The sequence below is a fragment of the Nitratireductor indicus C115 genome, assembly GCF_000300515.1.
GTDB lineage: Bacteria > Pseudomonadota > Alphaproteobacteria > Rhizobiales > Rhizobiaceae > Nitratireductor > Nitratireductor indicus.
Map to the genome: position 1 here is coordinate 89000 of NZ_AMSI01000012.1, position 15103 is coordinate 104102.

The following is a 15103-nucleotide window of genomic DNA, read 5'->3' on the forward strand; positions in this document are numbered from 1 at the left end:
CTCTGCCGGCAACATAAAACGGGACGTCAGACAGGGTGGCGAGCGTAGGCGTTTACCCCCTGGGAGAGAGGTAGCAGTGAAGAGAATGGAATCCAGTGCACCGCGGCGTGCCGCCCGCCTTGTTGCGGCGTCGGGCGTGCTTTCCGTGTCCGCTGCCTTGCTTTCCGGCTGCCTGGGCGCTCCCACTTACGGTACGGGCAAGGCGGCTGACCAGCAGCTTCTTGAAGACGTCACCGGCGTGCTGTCGATCGGTCCCAAGAACAAGGAACGCATCGAATACAAGCCGCGCGCCGGCCTCGTCATGCCCGCTTCCACCGAGGTTCTGCCGCCTCCGCAGCAGGAAGTTGCCGCTTCGGGCAACCCCGCCTGGCCCGAGTCGCCCGAACAGCGCCTTGCGCGCATTCGCGCCGAAGCGACCGAGAACCAGGACAATCCGCTTTATCGCTCCTCCGTGGTGCGTGACATCGGCGTCAACGCCCGCAAGGACGACGGCACGATCGATCCCGCCATGGCCAAGGCGCAGCGTGAGGAAGTCATGAAGCGCCGTGCCGAGGCAACGCAGCTCAATCCGACCTCCCGTCGTTATCTGAGCGAGCCCCCGGTCGATTATCGCCGTCCCGCCGACAGCGCCCCCGTTGGCGAGCTCGGTGTGGATGAGGTGAAGAAGCAGCGCGAGGCAAAACGCGCCGCCCAGAAGGGTGGTGGCGGTTTCGATCTCGGCCGTCTCTGGCCCTGGGGCAAATAAACCCTTTTTGTTTCGAGCGGGGGCTCAATCCCCCCGCTGTGCGCGAAAGAAGCTTTTCAGGAGATCTCCGGCTTCGCTTTCGCCGATGCCGGCATAAACATCCGGCGCATGGTGGCAGGTGGGCAGCGAATAGAAGCGCGCGCCGTTCACCACGGCCCCGCCTTTTTCGTCCTCCGCTCCGAAGTAAAGCCGCCTGATGCGGGCGAACGAGATCGCGCCGGCGCACATGGCGCAGGGCTCCAGCGTTACATAGAGATCGGCATCGACAAGCCGCTCGCTGGAAAGTCGTTCGCACGCTTGCCGGATTGCCACGATTTCCGCATGGGCGGTCGGATCGTTGAGTTCGCGCGTGCGATTGCCGGCGCGCGCAAGTATCTCGCCATCACGCACGATAACCGCGCCGACAGGCACTTCCCCACGGGAGGCGGCGAGGCGGGCTTCTTCCATCGCGGCGTCCATGAAGGCGCTGTATCTGGCTTTCGTGCTCTTGCTCAATCTTTTTGCTCGCAACGGGCGGTCCGAATTGATACCTAGCCGCCTCTATAGCATTTTGCAGTCGGACGGAATCGTCCGGTAAGGCAGAAACGCCGCCCGAACGCCCATCATGTATGATAATGCGGGACGGCGATCCGAGGTTTTATCGAACCGGGGCAGATTTCGCATGCCGAAAGACGGCGCGTCCCCGCAGCAAGGCCATCATGAGCAGCGACCGACCCAAGAAGACATTCAGCCCGAAAAAGGCATCTCGCGAAGACAAGCAAGAACGACGCGGGCAAGAGGGCCGCGGACCTGAAGCTGCGCAGGCAGACAATGGCAAGGTCGAGCGCATTGCCAAGCGCCTGGCTCGTGCCGGTGTCGCCTCGCGGCGAGATGCCGAAGCCTTGATCGAGGCCGGCCGCGTCACGCTGAATGGCAAGGTTCTCGACACGCCCGCAGTCAATGTTGGGCCTTCCGACAACATTTTGCTGGACGGCAAGCCTCTGCCTGCGGTCGAGCGCACGCGCCTGTTCCTGTTCCACAAGCCTGCGGGCCTCGTTACCACCAACCGCGACCCGGAAGGACGCAAGACGGTGTTCGACGTGTTGCCTGAGGGCTTGCCGCGCCTGATCACGGTTGGCCGGCTCGATATCAACACCGAAGGGCTTCTGGTGCTGACGAACGATGGCGGTCTTGCGCGAACCCTTGAACTGCCCTCCACCGGCTGGCTGCGCCGCTATCGCGTGCGTGTTCATGGCAAGGTCGATGCGGCTGCGCTCGAAGGCCTGAAGGACGGCATCGCCGTTGATGGTGTGTTCTACGGCGCCATCGAAGCTTCGCTGGATCGGGAGCAGGGGTCCAATGCCTGGCTGACCATCGGTCTGCGTGAGGGCAAGAACCGGGAAGTCAAGAATGTGCTCGGCGCGCTGGGCCTCGATGTTACCCGACTGATCCGCATTTCCTACGGTCCGTTCCAGCTCGGCATGCTGGAGGAAGGGGCGGTTCAGGAGATCAAGGGCCGCACCCTGCGCGAGCAGCTGGGCGAAAGGTTGATTTCCGAGGCGGGAGCCGATTTCGAAGCGCCGATCGCCACGCCGTTCTCCAACAAACCGGTGCGCGCCGGACGCCGCGAAGAAGCGGTGGAGAAGGAGGATCGGAGGGGGCAGCGCTCTGAGCGACCTGAACGGTCTGGGGGGCAAGGCGGGTTCCGCAATCGCAAGAGCGAGCGCGAGGACCATCGCGAGGAAATGCGTGGCCGCCTGCAGACAAAGCCGGGTCCACGCGGCGAGGATCGCGAGCGCCGTGAAAGTCCGGCCCGCCATAACCGTGGCACCCATGTGTGGATGGCGCCGGGCGCCCGCCCGCTGGGCAAGCGAAAGGCTGCTGAAGCTGCCGAGGCCGCCGAAAGCGCGCAGAAGGAAGCGAAACCCTTCAAGGGGAGGCCGGGCAAGGGGGCAGGACAGAAGCGCTTCGGAGGCGATGCTGCCCGTATTGGCGGGAAACCTGGATTTGCCAAGCGTCCACGCCCCGAGGGCGAGCGCGCCGAAGGCGGTTTCGAAGGACGCAAGAAGCCCTTCCGCAAGCGCGAGGAAGGTGAGGGCCGCCGCGATGGCGACCGGCCCTTCGCCAAGGAGGGCGGACGTTTCTCCCGAGGTGACAAGCCCCGGTTTGAACGCGGCGAGACGCGCGAGGGTGGCCGCCCGCCGCGTCGCGATGGCGACCAGCCTCGCGCCGCGCGCACGGAAGGAGACCGCAAGCCCTTCGCGAAATCCTCGGGCAAACCCGGAGGCAAGCCTTTCGGCAAAGGGAGCGGTCAAGGAGCAGGCCGGGGATCGGATAAGCCGGGTGCCCGTCCGGGCAATCGCCCCGGCGGCAGGCCTCCGCGTTCCGGCAAGCCACGCGGAGAACGGTGATCCATGCGCATTGTCGGGGGGGAGTTTCGCGGACGCACGCTGGCAACGCCGCGCAGTGATGCGATCCGTCCGACGACGGACCGCACGCGTGAAGCCCTCTTCAACGTCCTCGAGCATCGCTATCCGGAAAAACTGGAGGGCGCGCGCGTGCTCGATCTTTTTGCCGGCACCGGCGCATTGGGGCTGGAAGCATTGTCGCGAGGTGCGAGTTTTGCGCTCTTCATTGAAGAGGCCGCTGCCGCCCGCGCTCTGATCCGCACCAATGTCGAGGCGATGGGGCTTCAGGGGCGCAGCAAGATTTTCCGCCGCGATGCGACGAGGCTTGGCGAGGTGGGCACCATGCTGCCTTTCGACCTCGTGCTCGCCGATCCGCCCTATGGAAAGGGATTGGGCGAGAAGGCCCTCTCCGCGGCCATTTCCGGGGGGTGGCTCGTTCCGGGCGCCCTTGTCGTGGTTGAGGAGGCTGCGGCTTCTCCGTTCGAGCCGCCGCGGGGGCTCGAACTGATGGACCGGCGCGAATACGGAACCTCCTGCGCCACCTTTGCATCCATCGCCTGAGTTTGGTCACTTTTGCGCCGATAGCTTTCACATGCCGTGTGGACATGCGATGTTCCGCGGGCGCCGAACCGAACGAAACGGGATTTGTTCATGAGATACTCAATTGCGGATGCCGCGCGCCGGGCGGCACTCGCCCTGGTCGTGTCGGCAGCCCTGCCGCTCGCCGCCCTTGCCGAAGAGGCCGGGGAAAAGACGGATGTTTCAAGTTTCACCCTGGATAATGGCATGCAGGTGGTGGTGATCCCCGATCACCGAGCCCCGGTCGTTACCCATATGGTGTGGTACAAGGTCGGAAGTGCCGATGAGGCGCCGGGCAAGTCCGGCATCGCGCATTTCTTCGAGCATCTCATGTTCAAGGGCACGAGCACCTATACGAACGGCGAGTTCTCCAAGGCTGTCGCCGATGTCGGTGGCAATGAGAACGCCTTCACCTCTTATGACTACACGGCCTATTATCAGCAGGTCGCGCCCAGCGAGCTTGGCGAGATGATGGGCTTCGAGGCTGACCGGATGCGTCATCTGGTCCTGTCGGAAGAAAACATCGAAACCGAACGCCAGGTCGTGCTTGAAGAGCGCCGCCAGCGCACCGACAATGTGCCAAGCGCGATCCTGTCGGAAGAGCTTAACGCGACCCTTTACCAGAACCATCCCTACGGTATCCCCGTGATCGGATGGGAGCGGGAGGTCGAGGGGTTAACCCATGACGATCTGAAGGCGTTCTACGACCGTTTTTACACGCCGAATAACGCCATTCTCGTTGTCGCCGGCGATGTGGAGCCCGATGAGGTGCGCCAACTTGCCGAGAAGAGCTATGGCGCCATCCCGCGCGGCCCCGATCTGCCGCAGCGCACGCGCCCGATGGAACCCGACCAGAAGACGGCGCGCAGCGTGACCTTCAGCGACCCCCGCGTGACCGTGCCCAATCTGTCGATCAACTGGTTCGTTCCCTCCCAGAGACGTGCCGAAAAGGGCGAGTTCGAAGCGCTCGCCATCCTGTCGGAAGTGCTGGGCGAAGGCCTGCGGAGCCGCCTTTACCAGGAGCTCGTGGTCAAGCAGGGCATTGCCGCGAGCGCAGGCAGTTATCTCCAGGCGAGCGCCTATGATTATTCCGGACTGGTTGTCTATGGAGAGCCGCGTGGCGACGCCGATCTGGCGGCAGTCGAAAAGGCTCTGGCCGCCGAGATCGAGCGGATCAAGAAGGACGGCATCACCGCAGAAGAGCTTGAGACAGCGCGCAAGAAGATCGAGCGGGACATGATTTTCGCGCGGGACAGTCAGGTCCGTACGGCCAACATATTCGGAGCGACGCTCGCGACCGGCGGTTCCGTTGAGGATATCACCGGGCTTTCCGAGCGGCTTGCCGCGGTTACGCCCGACAGCGTGAAGGCGGTCGCCCAGCGCTATCTCGATCTGTCGCATGCCGTGAAGGGCTATCTCCTTCCCAAGGAAGAGGAGAAGCGGTCATGATGCGTTCCCATTTTCACGGAAGAGTTTCTCCCATGCGCGGATTTTCCATGGCTGGCGTCCTGTTCGCCTTCATTCTGCTTCTCGTCGCGCCGGTTCAGGCGGCGGTGAAGATACAGGAAGTGAAGTCCGAAAAGGGCGTGACCGCCTGGCTGGTAGAGGATCATTCGATCCCCATCGTGACATTCCAGTTCGCGTTCGAAGGCGGGTCTGTTCAAGATCCCGTCGGCAAGGAAGGCCTCGCCAATCTTATGTCGGGCTTGTTTGACGAAGGGGCTGGCGACCTTGATTCGGAAGCATTCCAGAAAAAGCTGCAGGATCTGGGTGCGGAGATGTCCTTCCGTGCCGGTTCGGATGCGATCACCGGTCAGGTGCGCATGCTTTCGGAAAACAGCGATGAAGTGTTGAAGCTTCTCCGCCTCGCCATCACCAGCCCGCGCTTCGACACCGACCCCGTCGAGCGTATCCGTGGCCAGATCGCGGTGCAGATTCGCTCTGACGAGAAGGACCCCAACAAGCAGGGCTATCGCGCGCTTGAAAAGGCGATCTACGGGGATCACCCCTATGCCCGCCCCGATGAGGGCACGCTGGAGAGCATCGGCAGCATCACCACTGCCGATCTGAAGGCTTTTCACCGGAAGCTTTTTGCCCGCTCCAACATCACCATCGGCGTCGTCGGCGACATCGACGCTGCAACACTCGGCAAGGCGCTGGATGAAGTCTTCGGAAATCTGCCGGAGACGGCGGATCTGACGCCGGTCGCAACTGTGGAGCCGACGCTTGATCAGGAAGTGAATGTCGACTATCCGCTGCCGCAATCCACCATCCAGCTCGTTTATCCCGGCATTGAGCGCGACGATCCCGAGTTCTTCGCCGCCTATCTCATGAACCACATATTGGGTGGCGGAACCTTCTCCTCGCATCTTTTCACCGAAGTGCGCGAGAAGCGGGGCCTCGCCTATGGCGCGACCTCATATCTGATGAGCCGCAACCACGCCCAGACACTGGCGATCCAGACGGCCACCCGCGCCGAGCAGGCAAGCCAGGCTCTCGCGGTAATCGAGGACGTGGTTGCCAAAATGCGCGACAAGGGGCCGAGCGAGGCGGAGCTCGCGGCTGCGAAGACCTATGTCATCGGCGCCTATGCGATCAACAACCTCGATTCCTCAGCCTCCATCGCGCGAACGCTCGTGGGGCTTCAGCAGGACGATCTGGGTATCGATTACATCGAAAAGCGTGCCGATCTCATCAATGCGGTAACGCTCGACGATGTGAAACAGGCAGCCCGCCGTCTCTTGACGGCCAAGCCTGCGGTGCTCATCGTCGGACCAGCTCAAAACGGAGGCTAGAGCGAAGTGGGGCAGGCGGCCGAAACCGGGCGGCATTCATCGCAGATCGCTGCGTCGGGCGGCCCGTCCTTTGCGCTGGCGCTTGGCGGCGGCGGCGCGCGCGGGCTGGCGCATCTCCATGTCATCGAAGTGCTCGACGAACTTGGCATTCGACCGCGGGTCATCGCCGGTTCGTCGATAGGCGCCTTGATGGGAGCAGGCCTTGCCGCCGGCATTACCGGTAAGGAAATCCACGCGCATGCGCGCGCGATCCTCGAAAGCCGCGCCGAGGTGGCGAGCCGTCTTTGGCGCGCGCGCCCCGGCAATCTGTCGGAAATGGTTGAAGGGGGCTTCCGTTTCGGCCAGTTCAATGCAGAGCGCATCATCAAGGCCTTCCTGCCTGCGGCCGTGCCGGCCACATTCGAGGAATTGAAGATACCGCTCAGGGTTACCGCGACGGACTATTTCGGCCACGAGCTGGCTGTTCTGGATCGGGGGCCGCTTGGTCAGGCGCTGGCGGCCTCAGCGGCAATCCCTGCTGTCTTCCGGCCCGTGGTTCGCAATGGTCGCACCCTCATCGATGGCGGCATCTACAATCCGGTGCCGTTCGATCTGGTGGAGGGCGAGGCGGACATTCTGATCGCGATAGACGTGGTCGGCGCCCCGACCGATACGGGTGGCAAGGCACCGACCTCCATCGAACTGATGTTCGGGGCGAGCCAGCTGATGATGCAGTCCATCATTGCGATGAAATTGTCGCAGCGGCATCCCGATATCTTGATCCGCCCCCCGGTCTCCCGCTTCCGGGTGCTCGATTTCCTGAAGATCGACGCCATACTGGCGGAAACGGCCAGCATTCGCGATGAGTTGAAATATGCCATCGACAAGGCGGTCGCAGCCCATGGTCGGCAGGAGAAGGCAGGCGCGTGAGTTTCCGATTTCATGCGATCTCAGGCGGAAAGCCGGATTTTAATTTTCGTCCGCCTGCTGCAACGTCTCTTCGCCGGCTTCCTTGTCGAGACGGCGGGATTCGCGTGTCGGCTTGATCAAGGGTTCCGGCGTGACCGGCCTGACGCGCATCTTGTCGTTGCCGGCATAAATTCCCTCGACCGCCTGGATTTCCAGCCGCTCTTCGTCGCGCCGACGCACATCCTCCACAATCGACCGGGAAAGCTGCTCTTCCGTACCGAGCGCTTCGAGCGTTTTACGACCGAATGTCAGCGCTGATTCCGCTGTTTCACGAATTTCGTACTCGACATCGCGGGCCCGCAGCGAAAGCGTGTGGGCGCGATCATAGGAGCGGACGAAAAGGCGCACATGCGGAAACTCGTCGCGGATGAGGTTGACGATCCTGTCGGTGGTGGCAACGCCATTGGTGCAGACCGCGACAAGCTTGGCACGCCGGATGCCGGCCGCTTCCAGAACTTCCTTGCGGCGGCCGTCCCCGAAATAGATGCGGAAACCGAACAATCCGGCTGCGCGCACCCGGTCTGCGGAATGGTCGATGATGGTCACCTCGGTTCCGCCTGAAAGCAGCACTTGCGAGGCGACCTGCCCGAAGCGCGAGAAGCCGATCAGCATCACGTCGGCGCCCGCGCCTTCGAAGTCCTCGTCCATTTCCTCTTCTTCCACCGTCCGCATCAGCATGGAGCCGATCTTCACCGAAAGCGGTGTAAGCGCCATCGAGACGGTGACGATGGCAATCAGCAGCGAGGCCATGGAGGAGGGGAAGATGAAAGCGGAGGCGGCAGCCGTGAAAAGCACGAAGCCGAACTCGCCGCCCTGCGGAAGCAACGCGGCGACGCGCACCGCGTCGTTGTGATCGGATCCGAATATGCGGCAGAGCCCGTAAAGCACGATGGCTTTGACAATCATGAGAACGGGTACGGCGATCAGGATCTGCAGCCAGCTCGACAGGATCATGCCGAGATCGAGCGAAAGACCGATGGCCATGAAGAACAGGCCGAGCAGAATGCCGCGAAATGGCTCGATATCGGCTTCGAGTTCATGCCGGAACGACGATTCGGCAAGAAGCACACCCGCTATGAAGGCGCCGAGCGCCATGGAAAGCCCCGCCATCTGCATCAGTGTTGCCGAGCCGAGTACCACGAGCAGGGCGGCCGCGATCATCACTTCCTTGGCCCCCGCATTGGCGATGACGCGGAAAATGGGATTGAGCAGGTAGCGACCCGCCGCAATGAGCGCCACGACGGCTCCGAGCGCCAGGAGGAAGCGCTCGCCGCTGATCGCTTCGGCGCCTTCGCCGCCGGGTGAAAGCAGCGGGATCAGGGCCAGCAGCGGTGCGATGGCCAGATCCTGAAAAAGCAGGATCGAAAAGGAGGTCTGGCCGTAATGCCGGTTGAGCGAACCCTGCTCCTCGAGCATCTGGACCGAGAAGGCCGTCGAGGAGAGCGCGAGGCCAAACCCGATGATAAGTGCCGCGCCATAGCTGAAGCCGAGGACGAACGAGCCGATTGCGGCCAGCGCGAGCCCGGTGATCAGCACCTGTGCCAGACCAAGCCCGAAAATGCTGCGCCGCATGGCCCAGAGTCGTGCGGGTTTGAGTTCCAGGCCGATGATGAACAGAAGAAGCACCACGCCGAGCTCGGCCACATGCAAAAGTTCCTCGCCATCGGAGATGAGGCGAGCGAGCGGTCCGATGACGATGCCGGCAGCCAGATAGCCAAGGATGGTGCCAAGTCCAATGCGCTTGAACAACGGCGCGGCAATGACCGCGCCACCGAGCAGCAGCAGAGGTTCATAGTAGAGAGGCGCGGCTTCGACGGCCATCAGCGTGCATTCTGTCCGGTCATGAAAATCAACGATGCCATTGCACATATGTCGACCGAATCATAAATGGAAGCAAGGCGAAGCCCGTTGCTCCGCCTCACGCGCAAAGTTTTTCTCCATCCAGGAACATCGATGACGGCGAATTCTGACAAGCAGCATCTGGTCGACCGTGTGGCCGCCCTCGTGGAAGCGGCGCGCCGCGCCGGCGCCAATGAAGCGGATGCGGTGGTGGTGCGCGCGCGCTCCCGCAGCGTGTCGGTCCGTCTTGGCAAGGTGGAGGGCACGGAAGCTTCCGAAAGCGATGACATGTCCTTGCGCGTTTTCGTTGGCAAGCGTGTCGCCAGCGTTTCGGCCCCCTCCAACGCCGATCCGGCACCCCTTGCCGAACGCGCGGTCGCCATGGCGCGGGTCTCGCCGGAAGATCCCTATCAGGGGCTTGCCGATCCGGACCGCCTGGCCGCTGAGGTGCGCGATCTCGACCTGTTCGATGCCACCGAGGTTTCCACCGAGGCGCTCAAGGAGGCCGCTCTCGCTTCTGAGGCGGCGGCCCTTGCCGTGGAAGGCGTCACCAATTCCTCGGGGGCAGGCGCAAGCGCTGGTTCCGGCGGGCTTGTGCTCGCAACTTCGGGCGGCTTTCTCGGCCAGTATGAAGCGACGCGGTTTTCCCGGTCCGTCAGCGTGATCGCCGGCGAGGGAACGGGTATGGAGCGCGACTACGATTTTTCTTCGCGTCTTCATTATGCCGATCTCGACCGCCCGGAAGATATCGGCCGGCGCGCGGGAGAGCGGGCGGCCGGTCGTCTCAACGCGCGCAAGGTCGCCACCGGGCGGTTCCCGGTCGTGTTCGATCCTCGTGTCGCTCGTGGCATTGCTGGCCATCTGGCCTCTGCGATCAATGGCGCGTCCGTTGCCCGCAAGTCCAGTTTCCTTCGGGACATGATGGGCAAAAAGGTCGCCGCTTCCGGCATCACCGTCACGGATGATCCCATGCGCCTGCGCGGCCAGTCCTCGCGTCCCTTCGATGGCGAGGGCGTTGCCGGCGAAAGGCTCGTGATGATCGATGATGGTGTGCTGAACCAGTGGTTTCTCGCCACCGCCGCCGCGCGTCAGCTCGGTCTTCCCGGCACCAATGGGCGTGGCGTGCGCGCATCGTCCTCCGTGACACCCGCTTCCACCAACCTGGCTCTGGAAGCGGGCATGGCGGCACCCGAAACCCTGATTGGCGCAATCCCCTCGGGCTTCTACGTCACCGAGGTTTTCGGCCAGGGCGTCAATCTCGTAACCGGCGATTACAGCCGGGGTGCCGCTGGCTTCTGGATCGAGAATGGGGCACTTTCCTATCCGGTTTCGGAGGTTACCATCGCTTCGAACCTGAAGGACATGTTCCTGAACATGACGGCCGCGAACGATCTCGACCGGAATTTCGGAACGGCTGCACCCACACTTCTGATCGAGGGCATGACGCTTGCCGGAAAATGAAAAACGGGCACCGGAGCTCTCCGATGACCTCGTCCTGATAGCCGACGCCGCCCGCAAGGCGGGCGAAATCGCGCTCGGCTATTTCCGGCAGGACCCGGAAGTGTGGTGGAAGGGCGGGAAATCCCCCGTCAGCGAAGCCGATCTCGAGGTGGACCGCTTTCTGAAAGAGGTGCTGCTTTCGGCAAGGCCTGATTATGGCTGGCTGTCGGAGGAGACCGCACCGTCGCAGGACCGTTTCGCCGCCGAGCGCCTCTTCGTGGTCGATCCCATCGACGGTACACGCGCCTTCATCGACGGCCGCCCCACATGGTGCGTCAGCATTGCCGTGGTCGAGAAGGGGCGCACTTTTGCAGGCGTCCTCGATTGCCCGGTTCTCGAAGAGCGTTACACGGCTCTGGAAGGTGGTGGCGCTTTTATGAATGGCTTGCCCATATTGGCGCGAACCCAAGGGGATGAGCCGGGGGATGAGATAATCATTGCCGGCCCGAAGGCCATGCTGGCGTTGCTTCCGGCCGATCTTTCCGCGCGCACGCGCCCGCATGGCCATGTGCCATCGCTGGCCTACCGAATTGCGATGGTCGCAAGCGGCGCGCTCGATGCGACCTTCGTGAAACCCAACGCCCATGATTGGGATATTGCGGCGGCCGACCTAATTCTGCGCGAGGCGGGCGGAGCCATAGTGAATTCCGCAGGTGAAAGCCTGCTCTACGGCGGGAAGATACTTCAGCACGGTGCGCTGCTTGCAGCAAGCCGCGCCTTGCTCGAACCGCTCAAGCTCGTGCTGTCGCAACAGCCGGGATCAGAAGCCGGGGGAAGCGGCCTCTAGATGGTTTCAAAATCGCGGGAATTCCTCTACACGAGCGGGTAGCGATTTGCATCCCTCCGTATTCCCTTGCAAACGGGTTTCGTCATGACCGAAGAAAACGGAAAGCAGCAACTTCTTCATTTGGTGTTTGGCGGCGAGCTTTCCTCGTTGGCCGGCATGAATTTCCGCGACCTCGATGCGCTCGACATCGTTGGCATTTTCCCGGATTTCAAATCCGCCGAAAAGGCTTGGCGGGCCAAGGCTCAGGAAACCGTGGACAATGCGCATATGCGCTATTTCATCGTTCATCTGCACCGCCTGCTCGATCCCAGTGCTGGCTCCAGTTCTGGCCCCGGCGCTGGAACTGAGCAGGGATAAGAAGGGCAGTCGATGGACAACAAGGCGACAGCGCCTTCGCATGCAATGAGCGTCGAACGCAAGAAAACAGGCAAGCGTCCTTTAAAGGAATTGTGGCGACGCATTCGCAAGCCGCTTGCCCGCTCGCGCGTCGTCAAGCAGCTCCTGGCAACCGTCATGGCATGGGCGGTGCGCTTCATCGACCTCACGAATCCGCGTGTCGCCGGCTCGCACGATCTCGAAGCCGCCATTTCCGAATATTCGCCGGCAATCGCTGCCCTGTGGCATGGGCAGCATTTGATGGGGCCTGCCATCAATCCGCGCAAGCACCGGCTCGTGGCGCTGTTCTCGCGCAGCGCCGATGCCGAGCTGAATGCACTGGTTGCCGAGAAGCTTGGCTTCGGCATCGTGCGCGGTTCGGGTGGACGCAAGGGTGTCCACGATCATCGCAAGGGCGGGGCCCAGGCGCTCATTGCCTTGAAAAAGACCATCGAGCGTGGTTGCAACGTGGCCATGATCGCAGACATACCCCATGGCACCCCGCGCGAGGCGGGGCTTGGCATAGTCACGCTTGCCCGCATTTCTGGCCGCCCCATCGTGCCGGTGGCCATCGCCACGAGCCGCCGCAAGGTGCTTGAGCGCACATGGGACAAGACAACCATCAACCTTCCCTTCGGCAAAAGCGCCGTGGTGCTTGGTGAACCCGTTCTCGTTCCGGGCGATGCCGATCAGGAGGAGCTGGAACGCAAGCGCGTTGAGCTGACCGTCTCTCTCAACGAGGCAACGCGGCAGGCCTACGTTCTCGTAGACGGCAAGTGACCGATGAGCGAGCGGTGGGCGCGGACTATACTGACCACGTATCGCTGGCTTGGCGCCGCGGCCTTCCCGCTGGTCGGCGGCTACATCGTGTGGCGTGCAGGCAAGGGCAAGGAAGATCGTACCCGCAGGCATGAGCGGTATGGACGTGCGGGCCGGGCGCGTCCCGAAGGGCCGCTGATCTGGATGCATGCCGCCAGCGTGGGCGAGACCGTGGCGGTGCTGGGGCTCATCGATCATCTTCTTGGATACGGTATCAACATCGTGCTCACTACCGGCACCGTGACCTCTGCGAAGGTCGCGGAGGAGCGGCTGGGTGACCGTGTCATTCACCAATATGTGCCGCTCGATCTGAAGCCTGCTGTCAGCCGCTTCCTCGATCACTGGAAGCCCGACCTCGCCATCATGGCGGAATCGGAAATCTGGCCGATGACCATTCTCGAGCTTGGTGCGCGCCGCGTGCCGCAGGTACTGGTCAATGGCCGCCTGTCCGACCGTTCCTTCGCAAGCTGGCAGAAACGCTCCTATCTCGCCGAAGCCCTGTTTGAAAACCTGGCCCATGTGATTGCCCAGTCCGAGCTGGACGGTGAGCGTTTCCGCGCTCTCGGCGCGCGTCCGGTCACCGTCTCGGGAAATCTGAAGGGCGATACCGGGGTGCCTCCCGTGGACAAGGCGGCGCTTGAGTTTCTTGAGGATGGCATCGGCGACCGGGAAACCTGGGCGGCGGTATCGACCCATGAGGGCGAGGAGACGATCGCCGCCGATGTCCACGTCAAGCTGAAGCCGCGCCATCCCGATCTTCTCACCATTGTCGTACCGCGCCATCCCGAGCGCGGTGATGAGCTGGAACAGCAGTTCAAGGCCCGCGGCCTCAAGGTGGGGCGGCGCAGCCGCAATGATTTCATTACGCCCGATACGGACATTCTGCTGGGTGATTCCATCGGTGAGATGGGGCTGTATCTGCGCTTGACCGAAGTGGCCTTTGTCGGCCGTTCTCTGGTTCAGGAGGGCGGTCAGAACCCGCTTGAGCCGGCGCGTCTGGGGACCGCGGTGCTGTCAGGCACGAATGTCCAGAACTTCCGGGATGCCTATCGCCGCCTCATCGATCGTGGCGGGGCTCGTCTCGTTCGCGACGGTGAAATGCTGGCGGGCGGCGTGAACTACCTTCTGAACAACTACAAGGCGCGCCGCGCCATGATGCAGGCGGGCCTCGCTGCGGTGGAGGATATGTCCGGCGCGTTGAAGCGGACCTTGCAGGCGCTCGATCCCTACATTCATCCGCTCATCGTCAAGAGCCGCCTCAATGGCGGGGACGATTATGGCTAGGACCACCGAGGCGCCCCCCTTCTGGTGGGAAAAGGCGGATTGGCGCGCCTGGTGTCTGTGGCCGTTCTCTACGCTATACGGCACGGCGGCGGGCTACCGTATGGCATCTGCGCGCCGCATGCCCGTCAATGCCCCGGTTCTGTGCGTGGGTAATTTCACGGTGGGCGGTGAAGGCAAGACGCCGGTCTCCATAGCGCTTGCAGCCGAGGCAAAGGCCGCCGGACGCAACCCCGGTTTCCTGTCGCGCGGGCATGGCGGCACCTTGTCCCGGCCCCATGTGGTCGAGCCGAAGGCCGATGCGGCGCGGCATGTGGGCGATGAGCCCTTGCTGCTTGCCCGTCATGCGCCGACGGTCGTGACGCCGGACCGGCTGGCTGGCGCCCAGCGTCTTCTTGAGGAAGGCTGCGATTTCATCATCATGGACGATGGCTTCCAGAGCGCGCGCATCCATATGGATTATGCGCTGATGGTGGTGGATGCACGGCGCGGGCTTGGCAACGGTCATGTCATTCCCGGAGGGCCGCTGCGCGCCAGGCTGATCGATCAACTGCGTCGGGCCGACGCTGTCGTTACCATGGGCGAAGGCGACGCGGCCGAATATGTGGTGCGTCAGACATCGCGCGCCGGCAAGCCGGTTTTCGATGCGCGGTTGAAGCCGTATGGTGTGCGCTCGATAAAGGGTGCGAGATTTCTCGCATTTGCCGGCATCGGCAATCCGGCCAAATTCTATGACAGCCTGCGCGAAGCGGGCGGCGAGGTGGTGCTGGAGAAAAGCTTTCCCGATCACCACCCCTATCTTGAGGAAGAGCTGCAGGAGCTCGTCGCCACAGCCGATGCTGAAGGTCTGAATCTGATCACCACGGAAAAGGATCTGGTGCGTCTTGCCCATGGGGGCGAGGCGCTGGAGGCTTTTGCGGCCCGGTGCCGGGTGTTGAAGGTGCAGGCTGTGTTTTCCGCGCCGGATATGGCGCCGACGATTATCAACAACACCGTCGAGGCGTGGCGCGAGCGCAGTCTGAAAAGCGCTTGAACCCGTGCACTCCCG

Annotated in this window: 14 protein-coding genes; 12 read left to right on the forward strand and 2 right to left on the reverse strand. The window is 62.9% G+C overall.

Annotated elements, in window-relative coordinates; genetic code table 11:
- Positions 1-85 precede the first annotated feature (85 nt).
- Positions 86-745 carry a hypothetical protein gene (locus tag NA8A_RS16995; RefSeq protein WP_009451598.1) on the forward strand — a complete coding sequence of 220 codons (660 nt, stop codon included), beginning with the start codon at positions 86-88 and terminating at the stop codon, positions 743-745.
- Between the two features lie 24 nt (positions 746-769).
- Here the strand turns inward: NA8A_RS16995 and NA8A_RS17000 are convergent, their stop codons facing one another.
- Positions 770-1204 (reverse strand): nucleoside deaminase, encoded by a 435-nt coding sequence (locus NA8A_RS17000; RefSeq protein WP_009451599.1) that lies wholly within the window; start codon positions 1202-1204, stop codon positions 770-772.
- Positions 1205-1443: 239 nt separating this feature from the next.
- Between NA8A_RS17000 and NA8A_RS25520 the strand changes: the two genes are divergently transcribed.
- The 5 genes from NA8A_RS25520 (at position 1444) to NA8A_RS17025 (ending at position 7415) form a co-directional block, all read left to right on the forward strand.
- Positions 1444-3135, forward strand: a complete 1692-nt coding sequence (locus NA8A_RS25520) for a pseudouridine synthase (protein ID WP_040672939.1) — start codon at positions 1444-1446, stop codon at positions 3133-3135.
- A gap of 3 nt (positions 3136-3138) precedes the next feature.
- Positions 3139-3693, forward strand: a complete 555-nt coding sequence (rsmD, locus tag NA8A_RS17010) for a 16S rRNA (guanine(966)-N(2))-methyltransferase RsmD (RefSeq protein WP_009451601.1) — start codon at positions 3139-3141, stop codon at positions 3691-3693.
- Positions 3694-3783: 90 nt separating this feature from the next.
- Positions 3784-5160, forward strand: coding sequence for a M16 family metallopeptidase (locus tag NA8A_RS17015; RefSeq protein ID WP_009451602.1), 1377 nt, complete (start codon positions 3784-3786; stop codon positions 5158-5160).
- Positions 5161-5192: 32 nt separating this feature from the next.
- Complete coding sequence (locus NA8A_RS17020) at positions 5193-6506, forward strand: M16 family metallopeptidase (RefSeq protein WP_009451603.1); 1314 nt, start codon at positions 5193-5195, stop codon at positions 6504-6506.
- 6 nt (positions 6507-6512) lie between these two features.
- Complete coding sequence (locus tag NA8A_RS17025) at positions 6513-7415, forward strand: patatin-like phospholipase family protein (protein WP_009451604.1); 903 nt, start codon at positions 6513-6515, stop codon at positions 7413-7415.
- A gap of 39 nt (positions 7416-7454) precedes the next feature.
- On the opposite strand, the gene NA8A_RS17030 is transcribed toward NA8A_RS17025, so the two are convergent.
- A complete protein-coding gene (locus NA8A_RS17030) occupies positions 7455-9275 on the reverse strand; it encodes a monovalent cation:proton antiporter-2 (CPA2) family protein (RefSeq protein ID WP_009451605.1) in 1821 nt (606 codons plus the stop codon).
- 132 nt (positions 9276-9407) lie between these two features.
- On the opposite strand from NA8A_RS17030, the gene NA8A_RS17035 reads away from it, so the two are divergent.
- The 6 genes from NA8A_RS17035 (at position 9408) to lpxK (ending at position 15088) form a co-directional block, all read left to right on the forward strand.
- On the forward strand, positions 9408-10754 hold the full coding sequence (locus NA8A_RS17035; protein WP_009451606.1) for a TldD/PmbA family protein: 1347 nt from the start codon (positions 9408-9410) through the stop codon (positions 10752-10754).
- Positions 10741-11580, forward strand: a complete 840-nt coding sequence (locus NA8A_RS17040; RefSeq protein ID WP_009451607.1) for a 3'(2'),5'-bisphosphate nucleotidase CysQ — start codon at positions 10741-10743, stop codon at positions 11578-11580. The genes NA8A_RS17035 and NA8A_RS17040 overlap by 14 nt, the downstream gene beginning before the upstream one ends.
- 84 nt (positions 11581-11664) lie before the next feature.
- Entirely contained in the window at positions 11665-11937 is a 273-nt protein-coding gene (locus tag NA8A_RS17045; protein ID WP_009451608.1) for a DUF4170 domain-containing protein, read from the forward strand.
- A 12-nt stretch (positions 11938-11949) separates the two neighbouring features.
- A complete protein-coding gene (locus tag NA8A_RS17050; protein ID WP_009451609.1) occupies positions 11950-12735 on the forward strand; it encodes a lysophospholipid acyltransferase family protein in 786 nt (261 codons plus the stop codon).
- Positions 12736-12738: 3 nt separating this feature from the next.
- On the forward strand, positions 12739-14058 hold the full coding sequence (waaA, locus tag NA8A_RS17055) for a lipid IV(A) 3-deoxy-D-manno-octulosonic acid transferase (protein WP_009451610.1): 1320 nt from the start codon (positions 12739-12741) through the stop codon (positions 14056-14058).
- A complete protein-coding gene (gene lpxK, locus NA8A_RS17060; protein WP_040672905.1) occupies positions 14051-15088 on the forward strand; it encodes a tetraacyldisaccharide 4'-kinase in 1038 nt (345 codons plus the stop codon). Before waaA ends, lpxK begins: the two co-directional genes overlap by 8 nt.
- Positions 15089-15103 lie beyond the last annotated feature (15 nt).